This window comes from Bacillus sp. FJAT-27916 (genome assembly GCF_001183965.1).
Lineage (GTDB): Bacteria > Bacillota > Bacilli > Bacillales > Pradoshiaceae > Pradoshia.
This window is the reverse complement of sequence record NZ_LFZV01000001.1, coordinates 1,219,860-1,246,746: the sequence shown is the minus strand read 5'-3', so window position 1 is coordinate 1,246,746 and position 26,887 is coordinate 1,219,860. Positions and strand designations below refer to the sequence as shown.

The 26,887-nt window shown below is 44.6% G+C and carries 21 protein-coding genes; 1 reads left to right on the top strand and 20 read right to left on the bottom strand.

Annotated features, from left to right (window positions below; all coding sequences use genetic code 11):
- Positions 1–71: 71 nt before the first annotated feature.
- The 12 genes from AC622_RS05910 to AC622_RS05855 form a co-directional block, all read right to left on the bottom strand.
- A complete protein-coding gene (locus AC622_RS05910) occupies positions 72–857 on the bottom strand; it encodes a transporter substrate-binding domain-containing protein (RefSeq protein WP_049670215.1) in 786 nt (261 codons plus the stop codon).
- 348 nt (positions 858–1,205) lie between these two features.
- Positions 1,206–1,643 (bottom strand): BrxA/BrxB family bacilliredoxin, encoded by a 438-nt coding sequence (locus tag AC622_RS05905; protein ID WP_049670214.1) that lies wholly within the window; start codon positions 1,641–1,643, stop codon positions 1,206–1,208.
- Between the two features lie 194 nt (positions 1,644–1,837).
- On the bottom strand, positions 1,838–2,869 hold the full coding sequence (gene meaB / locus AC622_RS05900) for a methylmalonyl Co-A mutase-associated GTPase MeaB (protein WP_049670213.1): 1,032 nt from the start codon (positions 2,867–2,869) through the stop codon (positions 1,838–1,840).
- Positions 2,869–5,028 carry a methylmalonyl-CoA mutase gene (gene scpA / locus AC622_RS05895; protein ID WP_049670212.1) on the bottom strand — a complete coding sequence of 720 codons (2,160 nt, stop codon included), beginning with the start codon at positions 5,026–5,028 and terminating at the stop codon, positions 2,869–2,871. Before scpA ends, meaB begins: the two co-directional genes overlap by 1 nt.
- Entirely contained in the window at positions 5,025–6,788 is a 1,764-nt protein-coding gene (locus AC622_RS05890; RefSeq protein ID WP_049670211.1) for a methylmalonyl-CoA mutase family protein, read from the bottom strand. The genes scpA and AC622_RS05890 overlap by 4 nt, the downstream gene beginning before the upstream one ends.
- A 231-nt stretch (positions 6,789–7,019) precedes the next feature.
- Positions 7,020–8,285 (bottom strand): group II intron reverse transcriptase/maturase, encoded by a 1,266-nt coding sequence (gene ltrA, locus AC622_RS05885; protein WP_049670210.1) that lies wholly within the window; start codon positions 8,283–8,285, stop codon positions 7,020–7,022.
- Between the two features lie 596 nt (positions 8,286–8,881).
- On the bottom strand, positions 8,882–10,153 hold the full coding sequence (locus AC622_RS05880) for a dihydrolipoamide acetyltransferase family protein (RefSeq protein WP_049670209.1): 1,272 nt from the start codon (positions 10,151–10,153) through the stop codon (positions 8,882–8,884).
- A gap of 24 nt (positions 10,154–10,177) precedes the next feature.
- On the bottom strand, positions 10,178–11,161 hold the full coding sequence (locus AC622_RS05875; protein WP_049670208.1) for an alpha-ketoacid dehydrogenase subunit beta: 984 nt from the start codon (positions 11,159–11,161) through the stop codon (positions 10,178–10,180).
- A complete protein-coding gene (locus tag AC622_RS05870) occupies positions 11,161–12,168 on the bottom strand; it encodes a thiamine pyrophosphate-dependent dehydrogenase E1 component subunit alpha (RefSeq protein WP_049670207.1) in 1,008 nt (335 codons plus the stop codon). The genes AC622_RS05875 and AC622_RS05870 overlap by 1 nt, the downstream gene beginning before the upstream one ends.
- A gap of 27 nt (positions 12,169–12,195) precedes the next feature.
- The gene (gene lpdA, locus AC622_RS05865; RefSeq protein ID WP_049670206.1) at positions 12,196–13,617 is read right to left on the bottom strand and encodes a dihydrolipoyl dehydrogenase; all 1,422 of its coding nucleotides are present in this window, start codon (positions 13,615–13,617) and stop codon (positions 12,196–12,198) included.
- Between the two features lie 100 nt (positions 13,618–13,717).
- A complete protein-coding gene (gene bcd, locus AC622_RS05860) occupies positions 13,718–14,815 on the bottom strand; it encodes a branched-chain amino acid dehydrogenase (RefSeq protein WP_049670205.1) in 1,098 nt (365 codons plus the stop codon).
- A gap of 202 nt (positions 14,816–15,017) precedes the next feature.
- Complete coding sequence (locus AC622_RS05855) at positions 15,018–17,078, bottom strand: sigma 54-interacting transcriptional regulator (protein ID WP_049670204.1); 2,061 nt, start codon at positions 17,076–17,078, stop codon at positions 15,018–15,020.
- 141 nt (positions 17,079–17,219) lie between these two features.
- Here AC622_RS05855 and AC622_RS05850 point away from each other — a divergent pair, with 141 nt between their 5' ends.
- On the top strand, positions 17,220–17,468 hold the full coding sequence (locus tag AC622_RS05850; RefSeq protein WP_049670203.1) for a DUF2627 domain-containing protein: 249 nt from the start codon (positions 17,220–17,222) through the stop codon (positions 17,466–17,468).
- 270 nt (positions 17,469–17,738) lie between these two features.
- On the opposite strand, the gene AC622_RS05845 is transcribed toward AC622_RS05850, so the two are convergent.
- From AC622_RS05845 to AC622_RS05810, 8 genes are all read right to left on the bottom strand, one after another.
- The gene (locus AC622_RS05845) at positions 17,739–18,464 is read right to left on the bottom strand and encodes a glycerophosphodiester phosphodiesterase (RefSeq protein ID WP_049670202.1); all 726 of its coding nucleotides are present in this window, start codon (positions 18,462–18,464) and stop codon (positions 17,739–17,741) included.
- A gap of 158 nt (positions 18,465–18,622) precedes the next feature.
- The gene (gene spo0A / locus AC622_RS05840; RefSeq protein ID WP_049670201.1) at positions 18,623–19,414 is read right to left on the bottom strand and encodes a sporulation transcription factor Spo0A; all 792 of its coding nucleotides are present in this window, start codon (positions 19,412–19,414) and stop codon (positions 18,623–18,625) included.
- 255 nt (positions 19,415–19,669) lie between these two features.
- On the bottom strand, positions 19,670–20,956 hold the full coding sequence (gene spoIVB, locus AC622_RS05835; protein ID WP_049670200.1) for a SpoIVB peptidase: 1,287 nt from the start codon (positions 20,954–20,956) through the stop codon (positions 19,670–19,672).
- Positions 20,957–21,151: 195 nt separating this feature from the next.
- Positions 21,152–22,855 carry a DNA repair protein RecN gene (gene recN / locus AC622_RS05830; RefSeq protein ID WP_049670199.1) on the bottom strand — a complete coding sequence of 568 codons (1,704 nt, stop codon included), beginning with the start codon at positions 22,853–22,855 and terminating at the stop codon, positions 21,152–21,154.
- Between the two features lie 16 nt (positions 22,856–22,871).
- Positions 22,872–23,321 carry a transcriptional regulator AhrC/ArgR gene (ahrC, locus tag AC622_RS05825; RefSeq protein WP_049670198.1) on the bottom strand — a complete coding sequence of 150 codons (450 nt, stop codon included), beginning with the start codon at positions 23,319–23,321 and terminating at the stop codon, positions 22,872–22,874.
- A gap of 150 nt (positions 23,322–23,471) precedes the next feature.
- Positions 23,472–24,308, bottom strand: coding sequence for a TlyA family RNA methyltransferase (locus tag AC622_RS05820; protein ID WP_049670197.1), 837 nt, complete (start codon positions 24,306–24,308; stop codon positions 23,472–23,474).
- Positions 24,309–24,310: 2 nt separating this feature from the next.
- Positions 24,311–26,206, bottom strand: coding sequence for a 1-deoxy-D-xylulose-5-phosphate synthase (dxs, locus tag AC622_RS05815; protein WP_049672816.1), 1,896 nt, complete (start codon positions 26,204–26,206; stop codon positions 24,311–24,313).
- Positions 26,207–26,215: 9 nt separating this feature from the next.
- Positions 26,216–26,827 (bottom strand): hypothetical protein, encoded by a 612-nt coding sequence (locus AC622_RS05810; RefSeq protein WP_049670196.1) that lies wholly within the window; start codon positions 26,825–26,827, stop codon positions 26,216–26,218.
- Between the last annotated feature and the right edge of the window lie 60 nt (positions 26,828–26,887).

The window sequence follows — 26,887 nt, the reverse complement described above, 5'->3', positions numbered from 1 at the left end:
GGACATGAAAAGCAGATAATAAAAGAAGAATTTCAGAGGGATCAAGCCCTTCTGAAATTCTCCCGTCCTGCTTATTCAGCGTCTTCGTCAAACCATTTCACGATTAATTCTTCCAATTCTCCGTTTTCCTTCATTTTTTGAAGTTCTTCATTGAATTGTCCGCGTAATTCACTGTTCTTTGGAAAGGCCATTGCATAGCCGACTCCCTCTTCGTTCTGCTCAAGTAAAAAGCCTGTCAGGTCATCATTCTTTTCGAGATACCCCTCTGCTACTGTATCTTCAATGATTGCTGCATCAAAACGGCCAGCTTTAATTTCTTGTACAAGTTCAGGAATTCGGTTACGGTCTTCAACTTTTATATTGATTGTTTCAGCAAGCTCATCGGCTTTTGTTTCCTGGATGGATCCCATCTGTGCGCCGACTGTTTTTCCTTCAAGGTCTTCCGCACTGGAGATTCCGCTGTCTTTTGTTGTTACAACCATGTGATTGGATGTATAATAAATGTCTGAGAAATCAACACTCTTTTCCCTTTTCTCGTTCGGTGTCATTCCAGCCAGCACGAGATCAGCCTGTCCATTTTTCAGTGCGGTAATCAATCCGCCAAAGTCCATGTCAGAGACTTCTAATTCATAGCCGAGCTTTTCAGCCAATGTCTTCGCTAAATCAACATCAAATCCGATGATTTCATCACTCTTGGCCGTATCAATGTATTCAAAAGGCTTGTAATCAGCGGAGGTCGCCATTTTCAAGACCTTTTTATCACTTGCGTTTTCGCTTCCAGATTCTTCGCTGCCGCAGGCGCTTAATAATACCCCAGCGAATACGATAGTCAATAAACTAAGTAGCCACTTTTTCATGTGTGTTTCCCCCAATATGTTTGTTAATCAAATTCATATGCACTCTTCATTTTCATACAAACTATTAAACCATAAAAATTATATATATACAACAAAATGAATTTTAACACATCATTTTTTAGATTGCACGTTTTGTTTTCATTCTATATTAATAACATAATTCTTCCACTAAAAGAGAATACAAACGACATTTTCAATTATCTTCATTTTCAGACAACACTGTCTCTATAACCCTATGACTCTTCTTTATTCAAAATCTATGCATAAAAAAGTATATACTTATGGCTCCTTTCCTCTTTACGCAAAAAAGCCAATGCTCTTTTCGTGGAGCATTGGCTTCTTAACGTTTTAAATTTCCTCACAATATTCATCAAAAGCCTGTTGCAATGCGGATATGACTTGCATTGGCTCATGGCCTTCAATCTCATGTCTTTCAATCATCTTAATAATCTCTCCGTCCTTCATTAAAGCAAATGAAGGAGAGGATGGCGGATAACCCGTGAAATATTCTCGTGCCCTTGCTGTTGCTTCATTATCTTGCCCGGCGAATACCGTCACAAGATGATCGGGGCGCTTATCGTAATTCACGGCGTGATAAGCAGCCGGACGTGCGATCCCGCCTGCACAGCCGCAGACGGAATTGACCATGACAAGCGTTGTTCCTTTCGCTTGAAGGGCCTCGTCTACCTCTTCTGTCGTTTTAAGTTCTTTATATCCAGCATTCTGTATTTCCTGCCTTGCCTGGCGGACTACATCATTCATAAACAAATTGAAATCCATGCTCATGCCGTTTGATCTTCCTTTCCGGTCTTTTTCCTTCATTTTACCAGATGAGTATAGAATTAAAAAATAATCCAGCCTATAGGTTTATCCACCTTTTACGGCGGGTAAACTACCTTTAATTAAGATTTATCCCTATACTCCCTTGATTGAAGGATGGCATTCTATGCTATCCCTTTTTTTATGGCACTAAGCTCATTTTACTTCTTGTTTAAAGAAAAATAAATATTTATTAGTTCTCTAGCCGCCGCTAAAGGCAGGACCTTTCCTTCTATAACGTTCTGTTCCTGCCTTTGGAGAGAGACTTTCATATCCTCATCCTTCAGGAAGCGTTCTACTAAGAGACGCCTCATCTCAGTATGCAGCCATTTCCCAGCCTGAGTTCTTCTCCTGCTATCATAGATTCCAGACTTTTTAGTCTCTTCCATAAAGGATAAGATCAGCTTCCAAATATCATCCAATCCATGCTGATAAAGAGCTGAACAGGTTAACGCCGCAATAGTCCATCCGGGAGTCGCAGGATTAATCCCCATCGTGACACGCCTGTATTCTTCCTTTGCCATAAGGGCTTTCTCTTCATTATCCCCGTCCGCCTTATTGACTGCTATAGCATCAACGAGCTCAAGAATCCCCTTTTTCATTCCTTGCAATTCGTCTCCCGCTCCTGTTAAGGCGAGCAGAAGGAAGAAATCAACCATATCCCTTACTTCTGCTTCACTTTGTCCGACACCAACCGTTTCAACGATAATGACAGAGTACCCTGCTGCTTCGCATAAAAGAAGGCTTTCCCTTGTCTTTCGATGCACACCGCCAAACTCCCCATCTGACGGTGTCGGACGGATGAAGGCGCTTGGATGACGGGAAAGCTTCTCCATTCTTGTTTTATCGCCAAGGATACTTCCGCCGCTGACGGGTGAGCTTGGATCAATAGCCAGAACAGCCACCCGATGTCCTAGACTACAAAGATAAAGACCAAAGCTTTCAATAAAGGTGCTCTTTCCTGCCCCAGGCACACCTGATATCCCGATTCTCACAGCATTTCCGGTACTCGGGAGCACCTTCTCAAGAATGGCTTGCGCAGCTTGCTGATGGCTCTCCTGTCTGCTCTCCACTAAAGTAATCGCCTTTGAGAGAACGCTCACGTTCCCCTCCTGAAGATTTAAGGCTATATCATGGACTTGAAGGTTTACTGGCCCTTTTCTCTTAAATCTTCTTCCTTCCTTCTTACTCATTAATCGGACACTTCCTCATAACCAAGCTCTTTGTAGATTTGTTCCATGATGGTCACAGCTGCCTCTGGAATAACTGTTCCTGGTCCAAAAATTGCAGCCGCTCCATGTTCGAGCAAATAATCATAATCCTGTTTAGGGATTACTCCTCCGGCAATGATGATAATATCCTCTCGGCCTAATCGTTTCAATTCCTGTTTAAGCTGAGGAAGCAATGTTTTATGTCCGCCAGCAAGAGAGCTCATCCCGATGACATGCACATCATTCTCGATGGCTTGCTTAGCTGTTTCTTCAGGTGTTTGGAATAACGGTCCCATGTCAACGTCAAAGCCTAGGTCTGCATAAGCGGTTGCTACTACCTTTGCTCCTCTGTCATGACCGTCCTGACCCATTTTTGCAATAAGAATGCGCGGACGTCTGCCCTCATGCTCCATGAACTCCTCCGTCATCTCTCTAACTTCCTGAATCTTCTCTTCCTGCTGATAATGACGTCCATATACACCGCTCACTGTTCTCACTTCAGCCTGATGTCTTCCTGATATTTCTTCAATTGCATCGGATATCTCTCCTAAAGTGGCACGCAGCATCGCTGCCTCTACAGCATATTCGAGCAGATTGCCTTCGCCAGTACGGGCTGATTCTGTCAGTTTCTCCAATGCTGCATGAACTTTTTCATGATCACGTACTTTCTTAATAGCCTGGAGTCTCTCAATCTGTTGGCTTCTCACCTTTGAATTATCCACTTCAAGAATGTCAAATTCATCGGTTTCATCACTTCTGTACCGATTCACCCCTATGAGTGACTCTTCTCCAGAATCAATTCTCGCCTGCCTTTTAGCGGCAGCCTCCTCAATGCGCATTTTCGGAATGCCGGTCTCAATCGCCTTTGCCATACCGCCAAGCTTCTCAATTTCTTCAAGATGACCCCACGCTTTCTCAATGAGACTCTTGGTCAAAGATTCTACATAATAGGAGCCGCCCCACGGATCAATGACATTAGTTAAGCCGGTTTCCTCCTGCAGGAACAGCTGAGTGTTACGTGCAATCCGTGCAGAGAAATCAGTCGGAAGGGCAATCGCCTCATCAAGTGCATTCGTATGAAGAGATTGCGTATGTCCCATTACAGCTGCATGCGCTTCAATCAAGGTTCGGGCAACATTATTGAAGGGATCTTGTTCCGAGAGACTCCATCCAGATGTTTGCGAGTGGGTGCGAAGGGCCAATGATTTCTCATTTTGCGGATGAAATTGCGTCATCAGGGTTGCCCATAAATAGCGAGCCGCCCGAAGCTTCGCCACCTCCATGAAATAATTCATGCCGATTCCCCAGAAGAAGGAGAGCCTTGGCGCAAATGTATCAATCGGGATTCCCGCATCCAACCCTGAACGGACATACTCAAGTCCGTCAGCGAGTGTGTAGGCAAGTTCAAGATCAGCAGGTGCGCCTGCTTCCTGCATATGATAGCCTGAGATGGAGATGCTGTTAAACTTCGGCATCTTCGAGGATGTATAAGCAAAGATATCCGAAATAATTCTCATTGACATTTGCGGAGGGTATATATATGTATTACGAACCATGTATTCTTTTAAAATATCATTTTGGATCGTTCCTGATAGTTTCCCGACCTCTGCCCCCTGTTCAATGGCAGCCGCGATATAAAAGGCCATCACAGGCAGCACAGCCCCATTCATTGTCATTGAAACAGACATTTTCTCAAGCGGGATCCCCTCAAACAAGATTTTCATATCCTCAATGGAGTCGATAGCGACACCAGCCTTGCCTACATCCCCAATTACTCGAGGGTGGTCAGAGTCATACCCGCGGTGAGTGGCCAAATCAAAGGCCACTGACAGACCCTTCTGCCCCATCTCCAGATTCCTTCTGTAAAAAGCATTGGATTCCTCTGCCGTAGAGAAACCTGCATATTGCCTGACCGTCCATGGTCTGTTGACATACATCGCTGCATACGGTCCTCTCGTATAAGGGGCAATCCCCGGATAGGACGGCATATGGGGAAGCTGCGTAAGATCCTCTTTTCCATAAACCGCCTTAATAGAGATTTGTTCATTCGTTTCACTTACCGCCTGATATTCGTCTGTCTTCTCTAAAGAAGGATGAGCGGTTGTTTTCCAATCAATCTTTGAAAAGTCTGGTCTCTTCATGCCTCTACCTCCTGCGTGGATGAAAGAACCGTGAGCCATTCAATCATATTCACGCTCCGGTCTATCTGCTGATATTTAGTGTGACCGCTGAAATCGCCAATTGTATATACACGGACATGAGGAGCCAGGGCTAATGCTGATAGTTCCTCATGAAGATCCTCCTCTTTGCCGCAAATGATGAGATGCATGACTTCAGACTTCTTGACAAAATGCTGGATTTCCTCTGTTTTGCTGATTCCCTCTTCCGCTTGATAGCCTAACCCGCCAGATGCCAGAATCTCTTTAGCAAAATCCATATAAGGTTTATACGCTTTCAGCTCTCCGATACCAGCCAAGCCAATTCGTTTCGCCTTTTCCTCGTTATGCCAGCTCAAGTTCATGAATCGGATTACCTCAAATTCACTAGAGAGGGTAATCGGTTTAAGCGGGGTAATCTCTTTCATCTTCATTTCGGACTGTTCGATAGGCTGTTTAACAGCCACATCAGGACGTGCCTCTGCTGGATTCGCATACGCATTGACCCCAATGATTTTCTCTTTTCGCAGAGATACATTCTCAAGGCGCTTCCGTGCCAGACCGGAAAGCTCCGTTTGTATCGTTCCCTTCTTCAAGGCTGCAAGAATACCCCCGGTGCGTTCTAATTCAAGGAACCGCTCCCAAGCTTTCTCGCATAGTTTATCGGTCAGCGCCTCCAAATAGTAGGAACCGCCCCCCGGGTCCTCCGTTTGACAAATACCCGCCTCTTCCTTCAGGATATGAACAATGTTTCGTGCCATTCGGACACCAAGCGAGCTCCCTTGAGAAAGCATCGTATCAAACGGTGAAACAGTTATGTACTGACAGCCTCCAGCCAATGCTGCAAAGGCTTCATTACTCGTTCGAAGAAGATTGACATGGCGGTCATAGCTTGATTTATTGCGACCCGATGTTTTAGCATGAATCACCATCATACAATCTTCAACTCCATAAGCTTGTCCAACGGTACTCCATAGCCTTCTAGCCGCTCTAAGCTTTCCAATTTGGATAAAGAATTGGGAATCGACGGCGAATGAGAAGACCATCTGCTTCGATCCCATCCTCTGATCAAGACCTGCTGCCTGGACAGCATTCATATACTCCACACCAGCAGCAAGCGCATAGGCAATCTCACTTGCCGCATCAGCCCCCGCTTCATGGTAAGGAGTTGTATCGACCATAATTGTTTTTATATCAGGATGATTCAGTCCCCATTCTCCTATGAGGGAAATCCAGTTTGCTAATTCATTCTTTTCATTGATTGGCAGCCCGCCTGCTTGAACCCATTCCATGATTAAATCACGCGTGACGGAGCCAGTGATAGTCAAACCGCTCTCCATGATCGCCTGCTGCAGCCTGCCCGCTTGGGTAAAAACGGGATATTCATCAATCGGCAAATCAGACAGAAGCCTTATCACCTCATCAGGCTTTAAAGAGTCCGCCTTAAATGAAATGGTATTCTCTCCGCCCCTTATTCCTTTCCGGACAGCCTCCTTTACAGCCTCAGCATCCCGGCCTTGATTCTCTTGGCAAATCCATAATTCCTTTGTCCCGATTCCTCTTGTATAAGGAGGAACACCCGGGTGCTCCCTATCATCTATGCTTTCGGAATAAAGCGGTTTCAAAATAATGTTTTCATAGGTTTTCGTTTGTAAGCTAGCTGCATCTTTCCCTTTTAAGGAACGCTTAACAGCCTCTTCCCATTCCTGTTCAGTACTTTGTGAAAATACATGATTTCTCAACATATCCAGACTCATAGCTTGCTTTCTTTTGTTCGGAATGCTCCGAGAAAGAAAGCTCCCTCCCCTCATCAGTCATTTATTTCTGATAATTCCATTTTATCACAACATTTTCCAAACCTCTTCCTTCTTGATACAAAAAGAACTTTTGAATGGCTGTGAGCGCAATCGAGTAGGAGGGGGCGACTAACCCCCGACCTCTCAGACCACCGTACGTACGGTCCCGTATACGGCGGTTCAATCAAGTTGATGACGCAAGGTTTCATACCGACCTTGTAGACTTTTGAGCCCTTGGGAATACCAATAGGTATTGCCGAGGGCTTTGTGTAATATTGGACTTTTCGAGATACGCCAATAGCCTTTCCGACTGTTCCCCCATTCATAAGCTTTTCCTTTCGGAACACCTAGGTTCATGAGGTACCTTATCTTCGCCTTTGGGTTCTTCCAGTTCTTCCACAAGCACATTCGCAACCTTCTGCGTATCCATTTATCCAACAATCCAAAAATAGCCTTCGTATCGGCTAACGCGAAGTATCCACACCATCCGGTTAGATACTGGTTCAGTTTCTGAATCCGGTATTCCATTGGGTAAGGCATCTTCCTGGAAGTGATTTTCCGGACCTTCTCCTTCATTCGCTGGATGCTCGCTTTTGCGATGCGAATTTTTGGCTCTTTCGTCGATGCGAAAGTAAACCCCAGAAACTTACGTTTCCAAGGTCGGCCTACCGCTGACTTCTTCTCATTCACTTTCAATCGGAGCTTCCCCTCAATGAGTCGTTGAATGCTGGCCAAGGTTCGTTCACCTGCACGCTTGGATTTCACGTAGATATTGCAATCATCCGCATAGCGTACGAATCGATGTTCCCGGCTTTCTAATTCTTTATCCAATTCATCTAGGACAATATTTGAAAGTAAGGGGCTTAGGGGACCTCCCTGAGGAGTTCCTTTCTCCATACTGGTAACCACTCCATTGATCATCACTCCAGCTTGTAAATACCGGCGAATTAGTTTCAATAGAGGTTTCTCATCGATTCTCTTTGCCAACGTGCTCATTAGTCGGTCATGATTGACCTTGTCAAAGAACTTCTCCAAGTCCATGTCTACTACCCATCTGTATCCTTCTTGGATGTAGCCCTTCGCCTTCCGTACAGCGTCATGGGCACTCCGGTTTGGTCGGAAGCCATAACTATGTTCGGAGAACATGGGGTCGTATATCTTCGATACCACTTGGGCTATCGCCTGTTGAATCAAACGGTCTGTCACGGTAGGGATTCCCAGTAGCCGGAAGCCGCCATCAGGTTTCGGGATTTCGACTCTTCGGACTGGCATCGGTTCGTAGGTTCCCTCCAGAATAGCTTCTCTGATGGAAGACCAATTTTCGACTAAGTGCTGACGTAGGTTTTGTACGGGCATCTTATCTACTCCATGACTTCCTTTATTCTTTTCGACTCGCTTTAATGCGAGAAGCATATTCTCCCGTGACAGGATTTGATTCAAAAGCATCTCGTTTCTTCCTTCCGTGAATAGCTTATCTTCTTATGCCAGCCGTCACTCCATCCTCCGGGAAGTCCCCTGCGGGATTCACCGCATCCTTCTTCTCGTGAGGTCTCTTACGTTTTCTATGGTCATCATGACAGACTGAATGCCAAGGGCTATTCTCTCTTGATTGTTCGGTCCTTCCGAATCGTTCTAGACCGATTCGTACTATGACCTCAGCTGACTTCTGATGGTTCAGCTGCCTATCACTAGACAGGTTATGAAGGGTACTTCACATCTCCATCAGACCTCCCCGGGTAAGGGCACACGCTTTCTCTCCATGTCCCCACTGCATTTACTCTCTATCACCTTCGGCAGTAAGAGCTTTGTTTTGTTTAGCAAACTCACTCAATGACAGCTAGCCTTGTATGCAGTTCGTGTTCCTTGGGGCGGAGATTTGCCTCCAACTTCCTTCAGATTCCGCGTCACCACGGACACCCTTGTCTTTGGCTAACCCCTACTACTGCCTTCGAGGCTCGGGACTTTCACCCTAAAGCTTACACCCATGCCGGGCACACTAAAAAGAACTGGATGAAAGGCTCATCCAGTTCCAGCAGAAATCATTAATAAATCGAAACCGTTTTTTCACTTGTTCCTTCAAGGATTTCTTTAATCCTTGCCAAGAAACGTCCGGCCACTAAACCATCAAGCATACGATGGTCGATGGAAAGACAAAGATTAACCATATCTCTAATAGCAATCATATTCCCTTCCATCACAACCGGCCGCTTCACAATGGATTCCACCTGAAGGATGGCTGCCTGCGGATAGTTGATAATACCCATGGATTGGATGGAACCAAATGAACCGGTATTATTTACGGTGAATGTTCCTCCCTGCATATCATTCACGGATAGCTTTCCGGAACGCACCTTACCAGCCAGTTCATGAATCTCGCGGGCAATTCCTTTTATCGTTTTCTCATCGGCATGCTTAATGACCGGCACATACAATGCATCATCTGTCGCCACGGCAATCGATAAATTGATGTCTTTCTTGTGGATAATTCTGTCTCCATCCCACATTGAATTCATTTCTGGGAACTCCTTAAGTGCTTGTGCCACAGCTTTAACGAAGAAGGCAAAATACGTCAGATTATAGCCCTCACCCTCCTTAAACGCTTTCTTCAAGGCATCACGAGCAGATACAAGTCCGGTGACGTCTGCTTCCACCATTGTCCAAGCATGAGGTATCTCCTGCTTCGTTCTAGTCATATTCTTCGCAATGGCCTTACGGACACCTGTGACCGGGATAATGGTATCATTTGCGGCCGTTTGAATCGTTTCCTTTCTTTGAGCCGTTTCTCGCTCTTGTTCTTTAGGGGCTGATGCCTCCGCTTTTGTCTCAGGTTCAGCTGATATCTTCCTTGATACACCATTTTCAACGGCATTCAAGACATCCTTACGAGTAATTCTTCCCCCTGCACCTGTTCCTGTGAGAGTTTTCAAATCAATATTATGCTCTTCGGAAAGTCTTAGCACAGCTGGTGAAAAACGCGGTTTCGCCTCTGAAGGGGTCCCTTTTCCCTCTTGATTCTCCACTTTCACAGGAGCTGTTTCCGGTTTGTCTTCTGTATCAGTTCCTGTTCCTTCTGTTTCTATTTCTATGCTGCAAATCAGCTCACCGACTGGCACGGTCTCCCCTTCTTCTATGAGCAATTCCTTGATGGTTCCAGTAAACGAGGAAGGTACTTCAGCATTCACTTTATCCGTCATTACCTCTGCTATTGGATCGTACTTCTCCACATGGTCGCCCGGCTTCACTAGCCAGTTAGAAATCGTGCCCTCTGTTACGCTTTCCCCAAGCTGGGGCATTTTCATTTTTTCTATAGCCATTGTTAACTCCTCCCTCCTAGTTGTCTAGAATTCTGCCAATTCCTTCATTGCCTTTTCCACTTTATCAGGGTTCACCATGAAGAATTTCTCCATTGTTGGTGCGTAAGGCATCGCAGGAACATCCGGCCCGGCCAGTCTCTTAATCGGCGCATCCAAATCAAATAGGCAATGCTCCGCAATGATGGCCGAGACCTCGCTCATGATGCTGCCTTCCTTTGTATCCTCTGTCACCAATAGAACCTTGCCGGTTTTTCTTGCCGCTTCAATGATGGCTTCCTTATCAAGCGGATAGACCGTTCTAAGGTCAAGAATATGAGCGGAGATACCATCCTTTTCAAGCTTCTCTGCAGCTTGGAGAGCAAAATGGACACATAGCCCGTAGGTAATGACCGTGATATCTTCGCCCTCTCGTTTCACGTCTGCCTTTCCGATTGGCAAAACATAATCATCTGTCGGGACCTCGCCTTTAATTAAGCGATACGCTCGCTTATGCTCAAAAAACAACACGGGGTCCTCGTCTCGGATGGCAGCCTTCAAAAGCCCCTTCGTATCGTATGGTGTGGAAGGTATGACAACCTTCAGCCCCGGCTGATTGGCAAAGATGGCTTCAACTGATTGCGAATGATAAAGCGCTCCATGAACTCCTCCTCCAAACGGGGCCCTTATCACGATTGGACAGTGCCAGTCATTATTGGAGCGATAGCGTATTTTCGCTGCTTCAGAGATAATTTGGTTCACAGCCGGCATAATGAAATCAGCAAATTGCATCTCGGCGACTGGGCGCATACCATACATGGCCGCACCAATACCGACACCAGCAATCGCCGATTCAGCAAGCGGCGTGTCAAGCACACGCGCCTCTCCGAATTGGTCGTACAATCCAGCAGTAGCCTTAAAGACGCCTCCCTTTTTGCCTACATCCTCACCGAGAACAAATACCCTCTCGTCTCTTTCCATTTCTTCTCTTAAAGCCATGGTCACGGCATCAATATAAGATATAACCGGCATTAAACCGCCCCCTTCCCTTCGTCATACACATGATTCATTGCAGTCTCTGCCTGTGCATAAGGTGCATTTTCCGCATATTCCGTCGCTTCGTTCACAAGCTTCATTACACGTTTATTGATTTCTCCCTCAAGTTCATCATTCAAAACTCCGTTCTCCTTCAAATAAGCGCCAAATGTGATGATTGGGTCATTTGTTTTTGCCTCTGCCACTTCATCAGGAGCACGGTAGGAACGATCATCATCATCGCTTGAATGGGGGGTCAGCCGGTAAGATACGGTCTCAATCAAGCTTGGGCCGCCGCCGTTTCTTGCTCTGTCTGCCGCTTCCTTTACCGCTTTATATACCTCAAGCGGGTCATTACCGTTAACTGTTACTCCAGGCATTCCATAGCCTGACGCCCGGTCGGATACCCGTTCGCAGGCGAGCTGCTTTTCAACCGGCACAGAGATGGCATATTGATTGTTTTCACACATCAGGATGACCGGCAGCTTATGTACCCCGGCAAAATTTGCCCCTTCATGGAAATCCCCTTGATTGGATGATCCTTCCCCGAAGGTAACAAATGTCACCAAATCTTTATTTTGCATCTTCCCTGCCAGCGCAATGCCGACTGCATGCGGCACTTGAGTCGTCACAGGCGATGACCCAGTAACAATTCGGTTTTCCTTCTGTCCAAAGTGACCAGGCATCTGTCTGCCGCCTGAATTGGGATCCTCTGCCTTCGCAAATCCTGACAGCATGAGCTGCTTGGCTGTCATTCCAAAGGTCAAGACAACCCCCATATCCCGATAGTAAGGAAGAACATAATCTTTTTTCCTGTCCAGCGCAAAGGCAGCACCGACCTGAGCTGCCTCCTGCCCCTGACAGGAGATAACAAATGGAATCTTGCCTGAACGATTTAATAACCACATACGCTCGTCTAGTCTTCTTGCCAAAAGCATGGTTTCATACATATCTAATACAGTTTGATTGGATAATCCTAACGATTCATGTCTAGCCTCAGCCATCTAAATTCCCCCTATCAATCTCTTTTATTACAAATGCAGTGCCATACCATCCACCGCAAGGGCCGCCTCCCCAATTACCTCTGACAAGGAAGGGTGCGGATGTATGCTTGAAGCAACCTCCCATGCTGTTGCATTCAAGACAAGCGCAAGACCTGCTTCTGATATCATGTCAGTTACATGAGGTCCAATCATATGAACGCCCAGAAGATCATCGGTTTCTTCATCAGAGATGATTTTCGCAAATCCCTCCGTTTCTCCAAACACCAATGCCTTGCCTAAAGCTTGAAACGGGAATTTCCCGACCTTCACCTTATGACCTCTCTTCTTTGCTTCCTCTTCCGTAATACCGACGCTTGCTGCCTCTGGACTGCTGTAAATACAGCGCGGGATGAAATCGTATTGGATTGGCTCCGGCTTTAAGCCTGCCATATGTTCCACCGCCTTGATTCCCTCATGACTTGCCACATGGGCCAACTGCATTCCGCCGATGCAATCACCAATGGCATAAATATGGGATTCTTTCGTTTGAAAGAATTCATTTACACATATGAATCCTCCCTTGATCTCGATATCGGTATTCTCTAACCCTATTCCACTCGTATTGGCATCACGGCCAACTGACACAAGCATTTTTTCTGCTTTATACTCCTTAGTAGTTCCATTTTCCTGGGCTGAAATGGACAGACCACTCTCGGTTGAAAGTGTTTCAGGCAGTACTTTAGACCCTGTTATGATGTTAATTCCTTTTTTCTTCAATGCCTTTTCCATTGCTTTGGATAAATCCTTGTCCTCTAAAGGCAGAATTCGATCCGCATATTCGACAATCGTCACATCCACATCAAAATCACGAAGCATGGACGCCCATTCAACACCAATGACTCCACCGCCGATTATCAGCATGGATGATGGCAGCTTATCAAGTGTTAAAGCCTCATCAGAGGTTATTACCGTTTCGCCATCAATGGCCAGACCAGCAAGCGTCCTCGGTCTCGATCCAGTGGCAAGAAGGACATTTTTGGGAATAAGGATTTCATTTTCCTCGCCATTATTCATTTCGACGGAAACCGTACCAGGCATTGGCGAGAAAATCGAAGGACCTAAAAGACGGCCATACCCCTCATAAAGATCAATCTTTCCTTGTTTGATTAAGTATTGGACACCAGCATGCAGTTTATCTACAATGCTTTGCTTCCGTTTTTGTACAGCTTTGAAGTCGAGAGCTGCTCCTTCTGACTGTACACCAAAGTCTGCAGACTTTCTTACGGTTTGATATACCTCAGCACTTCTCAGCAATGCCTTTGAAGGAATGCATCCGGCATGAAGACATGTTCCCCCAAGTTTACCTGCTTCGACAATAGCCGTTTTTAAACCGAGCTGAGAGGCTCGAATAGCAGCAACATATCCGCCTGTTCCTCCACCGAGGATAACAAGATCATACTCTGTCGACATAAAAGACACCCTTCCCTGTATGAATCGCCGCCTATTTGGCGGCGTCATTATCTATGTTCAATCCTGACAGCCTCCAAGAGATGAAGGACTATCATCTCTTTTAGCGGCGACGATTTAAAATATGACGCCCATTCATGAGAAATTGGCTTCTTGAATTCTTGAGCTTTTCAATTCGCTCCTCAGCCATACGGTCTGCTGCCATATAGGTTGGAATTCCGTCACGTTTGGCAATTTCGATAACTCGTTCAATATTATTGTAAATCAGCTCTACCTTCTTTAATGCGCGCTCTTGATTGTAGCCATAGAGCTCATCAGCTACATTGATGACTCCGCCGGCATTGATGACATAATCTGGAGCATAAACAATCCCCATCTCATGGATGGCATCGCCATGTCTTGTTTCTTTGAGTTGATTATTGGCCGCACCGGCAATGACCTTCGCCTTTAATTGCGGAATTGTGTAATCATTAATCGTTGCCCCTAGTGCACATGGAGCATAAATGTCACAGTCAACACCATAAATCTCATTAGGGTCAACGGCTTTGGCACCAAATTGTTCTACAGCCATTTGAACGCTATCTTTGTTGATGTCGGTTACGATCAATTGAGCTCCCTCTTCATGCAGATGCTTGCATAAATTAAAGGCTACATTGCCTACACCTTGGACCGCGATGACTTTTCCTTCAAGAGAGTCTGTACCAAACGCTTCCTTAGCGGCTGCTTTCATCCCGCGGTAAACACCAAATGCCGTTACTGGAGATGGATTGCCAGATGAACCAAATGCCGGAGAGATACCTGTAACATAATCCGTCTCTTCATGGATAATATCCATATCAGCTACTGTCGTGCCTACATCCTCAGCCGTGATATAACGACCATTAAGCCCTTGGATATAACGGCCGAACGCACGAAACATTTCTTCGTTCTTGTCCTTGCGCGGATCGCCAATTATGACGGTTTTCCCTCCTCCAAGGTTTAGGCCTGCAGCAGCATTCTTATACGTCATCCCTTTAGCAAGACGCAGGGCATCCTCAATAGCTGCATCCTCTGATTCATATGTCCACATTCTTGTGCCGCCAAGAGCTGGCCCTAGCGTTGTATCATGAATAGCGATGATCGCCTTCAATCCAGATTGCCTATCCTGTACAAATAATAATTGCTCATAATCATATTGCTCCATATATTTGAAAAGCTCCATCTGTCATTTCCCCTCTCATCTTCTTCAAAGTCTAGCAGACTCCGGTTCTCTTTTTTGTATTTTGAGAAAATATTACTTTTCCGGAAAGCCAATAATAAATAATGCAAGAATCATGCCAAAACCATCATGCTTCAATAAAAGAATATAGATAATATAATAATCGTGCAATTTATTTCAAAAATGAAAATTTTTGCACGCAAAATTATTCTGAATTATATTTCGTTAATTTATAGTATAGGTTTCGTATGGAAAGACCCAATTGCCGGGCAGTCGCCGTTTTATTGCCATGCAGCTCTTTTAACGTCCTTTGGATGATTTCTTTTTCAACATTTGCCAGCTGTTCAGCCAGACTCACTGAGTTTTCCAATCGGATATGTTCTTGATTACGTTCCTCATATTGTTCATTTTTCAAAAACAAAGAGGGTAAATGGGTTTTCTGAAGCATTCGTTCATGCATATCCATGAAAATAATAGCTCTGCCCAGGATATTCTCCAGCTCCCGTACATTCCCTGGCCAGCTATACCCTTCAAGAACCTGAATGGCATCCGGGCTGATTGTCTTAATATCACGGCCATATTCTTCGTTCAGCTTCTTAAGCAGATGAATGCTGAGAGGGGCTATATCCCTTGGTCTTTCCCTCAGCGGCGGTATATAGATGGGCATCCGGTTTATTCGGTAATACAAATCCTCCCGAAATGTCCCATTTGCAATGGCTTTCTCCAAATTGACATTGGTTGCAGCAATAACCCGTACATCAATTTGAATCGGTTTCGTTCCACCTACGCGCAGGATTTCTCCCTCCTGAAGTACACGGAGTAATTTCGCCTGTGTACCGGGAGTTAGTTCGCCAATCTCATCTAAGAAAATACTCCCTTTATGAGCCTCCTCGAAAAAGCCTTTCTTTCCGCCTCTTTTAGCCCCGGAGAAGGCTCCCTCCTCATAGCCAAACAACTCGCTTTCAAGCAGGGATTCTGCGATTGCTGCACAATTCACACGAACAAATTGGTTATATTTACGATCGCTGGCATTATGGATTGCATGGGCAAATAATTCCTTGCCCGTCCCCGATTCCCCTCTTAATAAGACAGTTGCAGAGGTTCGCGCATACAGCCTGGCTTGTTCAAGGCATAGGCTCATTTCCTTTGATTCACCAATGATATCGTCAAAGGTATACTTTGCTTCAATCTTGCGAATCATTTGACGAGCGCGCTGCAGTTCCTTCGTTAAGTTCTGGATCTCGGATAAATCATGGATGACCCCGACACTGCCCTTCAGCTCGCCGTTTACCATGATCGGCGCCACATTAACGATCACATCCCGCTTAGCCGGACCAACCTTCATCCGTGCTCCACGAACCGGCTTCTGGGTTTTTAGTACCTGCATATGCATGCTCTCGCCTTCAACGATGTCTGCTGTCGCAGGCTTGCCGATTACATCTGATTCCTCGAGACCGGTAATCCTTGAATATGCTGGGTTTATCAAGAGCCCTGCACCCTTTTCATCGACAACAGAAATAGCATCATCGCTTGAATGAATGATTGCTTCAAGCATTTTTTGGATATGCTTTAAATTCGTGATTTCTTCTGCAAGACGGGTCATTTCTGTAATACCTTTGAAAATGGCAAATGCGCCTAAGATCTCCCCTTGTTCATTCTTGATGGGCATCCTTGTCGTAAGAATGTCCCGTCCATTATCAAGCCTTGCCCGCTGATTGCTCTCTGTCATTGCTGTTCGGATAATGCGAGGGAGAGAAGAGGCGGGCATAACCGCTTGTATAGAATATCCAACGGCGTTCTCTGCCTTTATTCCTGTTAAATTCTCCGCTTCTTGATTAAAGAAAACAACTTGTTCATCTTTATTGATCACAATCATTCCATTATCCGAGATGTTAAAAACGAGCTCGCGCAAGTATGCCTCTTCCTGGGATTTCTTCATTAATTCCTCTTTTTCCTGGATGAGGTTTGCCAGAATAAAGGCAACCCGTCCCTGAACTAGGATGGTCTCTTCTTCCTTCTCACGAGCAATTTCTTGATAGACGTTATCATTGCCTGTTACTTCAAAAATGATATCAGGCGGATGCTTAATCAAACGAGACCAGCTGCTTGCTGTTTCAATCTGATATATGCGTGCGAGCTTCATTCCTTCTGCATCCGGGTTAGAATCAATGACGCCGATTACGCGGTAATCCTTCGCCATCAGCAGGAAGTTGAGAATAGCTGTTCCTCCATTCCCTGCTCCGATAATCAGCACTGTTCTTTCCATGTACTCCCCCCAAGCTTCTCTCGGCATGCAATTTTTTTCACATTAATACTACCATATTTATCCTGAAAAAACTTGACATAACTTCCGAATTTTATAAAGATGAATAAGTAAGATACTTTCATTAGGTGAGGGTGAAATGAAATGCAGCGTGCGGTTGCGTTTATCCTTTTATTGATTCCGGGCTTTTGCACGGCACTTGGTATCAAGTGGATGAGAGATATGCTTTTTGGGAAATTAAGTCCTCTCTTACCCGCTTTATGGGTACAATTTTTAGTAGGTTTTTTCTTGTTTGCTGGCGGCTTAGCCTTTATTGGAGGATTTATTTTTTATCGAGATCGCAAACGAAATAATGTGCAGGATCGCTTCAAAAGACGCCCTGTCCAAAAATAAACCCGGCAAAGAGGTCGAGCCTCAATTGCCGGGTTTTATTTTCGTCCATCCCGAAAAAGAAATAGTCCATTATACCTATATTCCCTACATATTTCTTGGCCATGCAAGCCTCTATATGTCGGAAAGGGGTTCACTCGCTATGTATGTCGGTTTATCAGATTTCTTTTTTTAAACCTTCCGACGATATCCGAAACGGAATCGACAAGGAAGGCAAGAAGAAAGAAAGCCCGCAAAATAAACGGTAAACTGACATTCCTCCAAACCCCTATGTCATTCATAATCCTTCCGCAGCTGGATGGCGAGGTCGGGGTCATCCGTGATAAAAGCAGAGCAGCCTGCCTTAAATAAGCGTTTCATATCCCCTTTTCGGTTTACCGTATAAGGTCTCACCGCTATTCCTGCTTCCTGGCATTGCTTGATTATTCCATCAGGTGCTGCGCGAAATTTTGGGTGGATCGATTTTGCCCGAATCGATTCCGCATACACCCATGGCATATAAAGTCCATCTGAGTATAAAGGGGCCGTCTCAATATCGGGTGCAAGCCGGTAGCAATAAACAAGACTGTAATGATTGAAGGAAGAAAGAATGACCCTATCCTCCAAACCAAATTCTCGTATCAGCTCAATCACTTTCTCCTCCATCCCCTCATATGGATAGATTGCATTCTTCAATTCAATATTCAGGAGGAGATTCGTTCCAGACAGCCATTCCATCACTTCTCTTAATGTCGGGATTCCCGCAAATTCCACTGTCTTGGAATTATTCGCTGCATTTAGTTTCCTTAACTCTTCAAGCGATAACTCACGGACAGAGCCCGTTCCATCTGTCGTACGGTCAACTGTTGGATCATGAATCACGACTAATTCACCGTCCAGACTCAGCTGCACATCAAGCTCAATTCCGTCCGCACCTGCATTTAGAGCCTCCTTAAACGATATCATAGTATTCTCGGGATAGAGGGCCGCATATCCCCTATGTCCAAATATAAGTGTCACGAAAAAACCTCCGTTCTCTCTAGTTCATTCCTCTCTAGCATACAATAAAAAACACCATTATTACCGCATAATATCACAATTCGGCAGTAATGGTGCTTTTGCATAAAGTTTGATAGCGTTTTAAGTATTTATTCATCATAAATGCGAGGTATAACGGCTTATGAGGCTTTATGTTCAAGGCGGAGTTTATCAGCCACCATCGCAATGAATTCTGAATTGGTGGGTTTCGCCTTTGTCATGCTGACTGTATAGCCAAATAATGAAGAGATGGATTCAATATTCCCCCTGCTCCATGCCACTTCAATTGCATGACGGATAGCCCGTTCCACCCGGCTTGCAGTTGTATTGTATTTCTTGGCAATATCAGGATAGAGGACCTTTGTGATGGACCCTAACAGCTCGATATCATTGTATACCATAGAAATAGCTTCTCTTAAGTACAGATAGCCCTTGATATGTGCCGGTACACCAATCTCATGGATAATACTAGTGATACTCGCATCTAAGTTAATTGGTTTCGACTCTACAGGCTGCCTCGGGGCATAGCTGTTTGAACGTGCAATTCCAGCGCCTTTTTCACCGGATTGCCTAATATGATTGACGAGGTTTTCCATATCAAATGGCTTCAGGATGAAATAGGAAGCACCAAGCTCTACCGCTTTTTTTGTCACGTCCTCCTGGCCAAAAGCAGTCAGCATGATGACATTAGGAATAGAAGTGCCTTTTTGAGAGTCCTTTATTCTTTCCAAAACAGCCAAACCATCTAAATGGGGCATAATGATATCAAGGACCAACACGTCTGGACTTACTTGTTCAAGCATACTCAGGCAATCCTGGCCATTATGGGCTACCCCGATCACTTCCATATCCGGCTGTTCACTAATATACTCTTCCAATAAAGCAACAAGTTCACGATTATCATCAACAATACATACTTTTATTTTTTTCAACCAGATATCCTCCTCAAAACTCATTTTCCTATATTTACTAGTATTTCTATACTTTATTCTAACCGAGATATTCGACATTGCAATATAAAAAGTACCTAAAAATCAAAAAATGCTTAAAAAGAATGATTTAAACAAGTTTCTCTTTTGTTTACTCCTTTTTTCGACCTTTTTCACATCTTTTTACAAACTTCCATCCAAATTTGTCGAATCCACTGTGAAAACGCTCTGTTTCGACTAAAAAAAAGCAGGTTTTAATCAACCTGCTTTCGAGTCCTTTTGATAAATATCTATACCTGCTTCGTTGAGCATCCATTCAATATGAACCCCGTACCCGCTTGTCGGGTCATTGACGAATACATGCGTAACCGCTCCAACAACTTTTCCCTTTTGAATGATTGGACTTCCGCTCATTCCTTGGACGATTCCTCCGGTCTTGCTCAATAATCTTTTGTCTGTCACCTTCAGAACCATGCCCTTTGTTGCAGGAAACTTTTGAGGTATAGTACTGATAATTTCAATCCCGAACTTTTCAACCTTATTTCCTTCCACAACTGTATAAATCTCTGCCGGACCTTCTTCTACCTCATTGGATAAAGCGATTGGAAGTGGTGTGTTCTTAATGCCGTTTTCCATCTGCTTTGTCAAACGGCCGAAAATACCGAATGGGGAATTACGAGTGATATTCCCAATCACTTCACGATCAGCCGCGAACCGGGCCAGCTTTTCACCTGGATTTCCGTTGCTTCCCTTTTCGATCGAGGTGACGGTAGATTTCACAATCTGCCCATCCTTCACCACAATCGGTTTCTTTGTATCCATATCAGAGATGACATGTCCCAATGCTCCGTATTTCCTTGTTTCCGGGTGATAGAAGGTCATCGTTCCGATTCCTGCCGCAGAATCGCGAATATAGAGACCAAGCTTATATACTTCCTCGTTTTTATCTTTTAAAGGCTCAATCTTCCTGGTAATCTTTTCATTATCACGAAATATATCTACAACCAAAGGTTCTGCAGATCCTCGATATCCGTTGACGAACGGGGCTACATCCTGCATTTTCGTGATTTTCTGTCCGTTTATGGCCATAATGATATCTCCGACCTTAATCCCGGCAATTTCGCCCGGGGACAGAGCGCCCTTTTCAGTTGTTATTTGGTGATGTCCGACGACCAGCACGCCAAGCGTATTTAATTTCACGCCAATCGATTGGCCTCCTGGAATGACCTTAAAATCCTTCAAAACCTCGATATTCATTTTCTTGACCGGGATACCTGCAATATTCAGGACAACTTGATCGTATCCACTTTTTGCTGCATGGATGCTTAATGCATCTGACTCTTTTGCAATCGACACGCTGTTGCTGGCAGAGACCACTTCTGCCTTCAGCAGATCACTCTTCGTTAAAGCTTTTTCTTGTCCTTCAAAAAGGGTTACATGGGTGGGAATTGCAAAATATTGTTGTAATGGGTGGCTAAAGAAAATCGCTAACAATGAAACAAGGAGGATTATACCAGCTGTTTTTCTTAATGGTATTCTTTTCATCCATCCACACTCCTCGTTTCTTTGGCTACGTCTTTAATTTTTCCGGGAGAGGGCTTCTTTATAACCTTCCCTGCAAATAAAAAGCTGCCCATTCTGGATAGGAATAACATCATGAATAACAAAAAACTGATGAAGGGATTCATCAGTTTTCCGTGATTATTCCTATCTATTCAGTTTCTCCGCCATAAGCTTTTCTTATACCATAGCAGCTTTAATATGTTCCGCCTGATCAAGCATTTCCCGGACATGCTCCTCAGTCAAGGATGTGAGCTCCTTCCCAGAAATCATGCGGCCGATTTCTTCCACACGCTCCGCTTTCTCAAGAGGTTTCACGCTTGTTTTCGTTCTTCCTTCAATAATTTCCTTGGAAATGAACAAATGAGTATCAGCCATAGCGGCGACCTGCGGTAAATGGCTGATGCAAAGGACCTGCGAACCGTTCGAGACTCGATAGATCTTCTCAGCAATCGCCTGCGCAACTCTCCCGCTGACACCTGTATCCACCTCATCAAAGATAATGGATGTAATTCCTTGATGCTTGGAGAAAATATTCTTCAAGGCAAGCATAATTCTTGAAAGCTCCCCGCCTGAAGCAGTTTTCGAAAGCGGCTTCAAAGGTTCACCCGGGTTGGCGGATATATAAAATTCAACTGTATCCAATCCGTTTTCATGAATGGAATCATCATATTCCTTCAGTTCAAGGAATCGAACATCAAATACAGCTTTATCCATATATAGCTCCTTGAGCTCTTGATGAATGGCATCTGTCAAGGACATGGCGTATTTCTTCCTTCTATCCGTCAATTCAGCACCAGCAAGCAGTACTTCCTTCTTTATAGAATCCAGCTGTTTAGACAGCTTCTCAATATGGCTTTCCCTGTTTAATATCGTGTCTATTTCTTCTTCAATGGCCGCACCATATTCAAGAATCTTATCAATTGTATTGCCATATTTCCGTTTCAGGTGATTGATTTCATTCAAACGGGCTTCTATATCATGCAGCCGTTCCGGTTCATACTCAAGCATATCGAGCTGCGTACGAACCGAGCTTTTCGCATCCTCCAACAAATAAAAGGCATTCTTGACTGTTTCTGATAATTGCCGGTACTCTTCATCCAAGCTTTCAATTCTCTCGAGCTCTGTCATCGCATTTCCAACCCAGTCAAGGCCGGTATTCTCGTTGTTGAGGGAGCCATAAGCATTATTCAAGCTCTGATGGACTCTCTCGAAATTGCTGAGCTTCTGCCTTTCTTCAAGCAGCCTGTCTTCTTCATCAGGCTCAAGACCCGCATTCTTTATCTCATTGTATTGGAATTGGATCAAATCAAGCCGATGGGCCATCGTTTGCTCATTTTCGCTCAGTTTATTAAGCGATTGTCTTGTTTCATGGTATTGCTTGTAATGGTGCTTATATTCCCCAAGAGCCTCATTGATTTCATGTCCACCGAACTCATCAAGAAGCGGCAGGTGATAATCGGGGTCCATTAGCTCCTGATGCTCATGCTGGCCATGAATATCAATCAGCTTACGCCCTATTTCTCTCAACGTTGAAATCGTAACCATCTTGCCGTTTATACGGCATATACTTTTACCGGACATATACATGGCACGCTGAATGATGATTGCATTGTCTTCTGACTCAATGCCAAATTCCTGTGCTTTTAAAATTGCCGGGTGCGAATTGTCAGGTAATTGGAAAAAACCTTCAATTTCTGCTTTGTCTTCTCCGTGACGGATGAACTCTGCAGACCCTCTTCCTCCCACTAACAATTGAATGGCATCGATAATAATCGACTTCCCTGCGCCAGTTTCCCCTGTCAGGACTGTCAGCCCTTGATGAAGAGCGAGAGTCTGCTTCTCTATGATGGCGAAATTACGAATGGATAGCTCCAATAACATATTTTCATCCCACTTTCTACAACATGTCTAAGAAACGTTCTGTTATAATATCTGCCTGTTCCTTTTCCCGGCAAATAATTAAGCATGTATCATCTCCACAGATGGTTCCAAGAATCTCTTCCCAATCCAAATTGTCAATGAGCGCACCAATAGCTTGTGCATTGCCAGGCAAAGTTTTCATAACTAACAGATTATTAGCAGAATCGATCCGAACGAAGGCATCCATTAATGACCGCTTTAATTTCTGCAAAGGGTTGAAGCGCTGATCTGCAGGCAGACTGTATTTATAACGCCCATCCTGCATAGGTACCTTCGCTAAATGTAATTCCTTGATATCCCTTGAAACGGTTGCTTGGGTTACATTTACCCCTTCAGCACGTAAAATATCAACTAAATCATCCTGTGTCTCTATATTGTTATTCGCAATGATATCGCGGATTTTTATATGTCTTTGTCCCTTATTCATGGTTTTGACACCCCTCATTATACGTTGATCTTTCGTCTCCCTTAATGTTAGCGGATTTTGTCGTAAATGTACATGTATTTTTATGCATAGGATGTATACAAAGCAAACCCCCGCGGCACAAACGCCGGCGGGGGAATAGATATCTCTATATTAGGATTCTTCGTTCTTTGCTTTTAAGGTCTGATGAGCTTCCTCGACGACTTCAGCCAAGTCTATATGAGGCAAATCGGCTGTCAGCTCTTTGTCTTCACCCGGCCAGTATAGATGGAATAAGAATTCAATATTCCCGTCTCCACCCGTAATAGGACTGTAGGTTGCCTCCTTCAGAATATAACCCTCACTTACCACAAAGTCACGCATATCCTCTACAACCTGCAAATGCACCTTCTTGTCACGAACAATTCCTTTCTTTCCTACTTGCTCGCGTCCTGCCTCAAACTGTGGTTTCACAAGGCAGACAACATCTCCCCCAGGTACTAATATCCTTTTTAAGGCTGGAAGGATTAGCCGCAAAGAAATAAACGAAACATCAATAGAGGCAAATTCAGGCATTCCCTCGGTAAAGTCCTCCGGAACAGAATGACGGAAATTCGTTCTTTCCATGACAATAACACGCTCGTCATTGCGAAGCTTCCAGGCAAGCTGATTATATCCTACATCCACCGCATAGGATTTCTTGGCCCCATTTTGCAGGGCGCAATCGGTGAATCCGCCAGTGGAGGAGCCAATATCAATCATTAATTTATCCTTTACAGATAAATCAAATTCGGACAAGGCTTTTTCAAGCTTGTATCCGCCCCTTGATACATAGGGCATGACCTGTCCTTTTATGGTAAGAGGGGCATCCTGGGCAATCTTTTCACCAGGCTTATCCATCCGAAGTTCATTGGAATAAACCAAGCCTGCCATCACTGCCCTTTTTGCCTTTTCCCTTGTCTCAGCAAGGCCTCTTTCTACTAATAAAACATCAATTCGTTCTTTTTTCATTTTTAATACGCCTTTTTCGTTTCTTTATAGGTCATTTTCGTTAAATGTTCAATGGCAGCTTCTGTAGTCAAGTGAATATCTGCAAGAAGCCTGCTTACGCTGCCATGTTCAACAAATTCATCAGGAATTCCCATCCGTTTAATATATGCTTGGGAAAAGCTGTGCTCCTCAGCGAATTCTAAAACGGCACTGCCAAACCCGCCTTCAAGGACAGCCTCCTCAATAGTGAGAATTGGAAGATTGGATGCCAAGATTTCAGAGAGCATAGCTGCATCAAGCGGTTTGATGAAACGAGCATTGACGACCTTAACTTGTACGCCTTTCTGAGCCATTGCCTCTGCCGCTTCAAGCGCCATTGGAATAGTCGTTCCAAATGTTAAAATAACAGCATCCTTCCCTTCTCGAAGGACTTCCCATGTGCCGATTGGAATAATTTCTAATTCTTCATCCATCTCAACACCAAGACCATTTCCTCTTGGGAAGCGCATCGCGATTGGACCATCATTATATTTAATAGCTGTATTAACCATATGCTGCCCTTCATTCTCATCTTTAGGCATCATCAGCACTAGATTCGGCATTGAACGCAGGAAGGATATATCAAATACCCCTTGATGTGTCTCTCCATCAGCACCGACAAGGCCGGCACGATCGATCCCGACAAAGACATTTAATTTCTGGCGGCAAATGTCATGCAGCATTTGGTCATAGGCACGCTGAAGGAACGTAGAATAGATGGCTAAAAATGGCTTCATCCCTTGAGTCGCAAGCCCGGCTGCAACGGTGGTGGCATGCTGCTCCGCAATGCCGACATCAAACATTCTATCCGGGAATTCACTAGCAAACCCAAGAAGCTTAGAGCCTACCGGCATCGCCGGTGTAATGGCAACTATACGGTCATCCTCGCGTGCAAGCCGTCTGACAGTTTCACTGACGAGTGCACTCCAAGCTGGAGGAGCATTGACTTCCTTAATAATGTCCCCAGTTTCCATCTTATATGGACCCGTCCCATGCCAAGTTCCTACGGCATCCGTTTCAGCAGGATCATAGCCTTTGCCCTTCTTCGTAATCACATGAAGCAAAACAGGGCCTTTCGTCTTTTTAGCATATTTTAGGTTTTCAGATAATTCATCAAAGTTATGTCCATCAACAGGTCCGAGATACGTAAACCCAAGCTCCTCGAAAAACATTCCGCTCACTAAGAGATACTTAAGGGAATCCTTCACGCGTTCAGCTGTAGTTGCAAGCTTACCGCCGACTGCAGGGATTTTCTTAAGAAGAAGCTCCAGTTCGTCTTTGACATAATTATACTTCCCGGCTGTTCTCATCCGGCCAAGAATGGAGTGCAGGGCACCGACATTCGGTGCGATAGACATTTCATTATCATTTAGGACCACAATCATATCCTTTTTCTCATGGCCGATATGATTAAGGGCTTCAAGCGCCATGCCGCCTGTCAGGGCACCATCTCCGATAATAGGCACAATATAGCTTTTCTCCTTTTTTAAATCCCGGGCAATGGCCATTCCCATCGCCGCCGACAAGGAGGTTGAGCTATGACCTGTTTCCCATACATCATGCTTGCTTTCGTTCATCTTTGGAAAGCCGCACAGTCCTTTGTATTGACGGAGTGTATCAAATTGGCTTGCGCGTCCGGTCAATATTTTGTGTACATAGCTTTGGTGGCCGACATCCCATAACAATTTATCCTTTGGGCTGTTAAACTCCTTATGCAAGGCAATGGTAAGTTCAACTACCCCTAGGTTTGGGCCGATATGCCCGCCGGTCTTTGACAGCTGCTCAATCAAAAATGTTCTTATTTCCTGTGACAACGCTTCAAGTTCTGCGTTTGTCATCTTCTTTAAAAAAGATGGGTCCTTTATAGACAATAGATCCAACAGGATCACTCACTTTCGTTTCGTATTCTTTTGAGTCGTTTTGCCCCTATTTTCTTTTATTATAACAATTTGGAAGTTTCGCTCAAGAAAGGATAACATTTTTCCGACTCCAAAGATAATATCTTTAGAATGCTGGATGGCAAATGTCTTTCCCATCGCTTTGCCTCCGACGGTTAATGCTGCGATCGTACTCGTCAGAACGATGGAACTGATACTCTCTGATGGAGACGCTTCGCCCCATTGGAAACGAAGAGCCAGCTGCGTAATAACGAGGGCAGCCGCTGTCCCGCTTACAATCCCAGAGATATCACCAATCACATCATTGCAAAAGCTCGCGAATCGGTCTGCATTCCGTATAATCCGAATGGAATGCTTCGCGCCGTGAATCCGCTTCGATGCCATTGCATGAAAGGGCGTTTCATCTGCGGCGGTTGCTGCAATTCCAATCATATCAAAGAATATGCCAATTAGTACAATGACAAGTACAATCGCAAGACCAACACTAAAGCTTACCCCCTTTAAGGAAAGCGTAGAGGCCACGGTAAAGATAGCTGCTAATATAAATGTAATGATTGAGATCGTAATTGTCCATTTCGCTGTCTTCTTTAGAGTTTCCTTCATGTTGTAAGTAAGACACATCCTGTATGTAAAATAAAGCTTGCTAAGCGCAAGCTTTGTTCT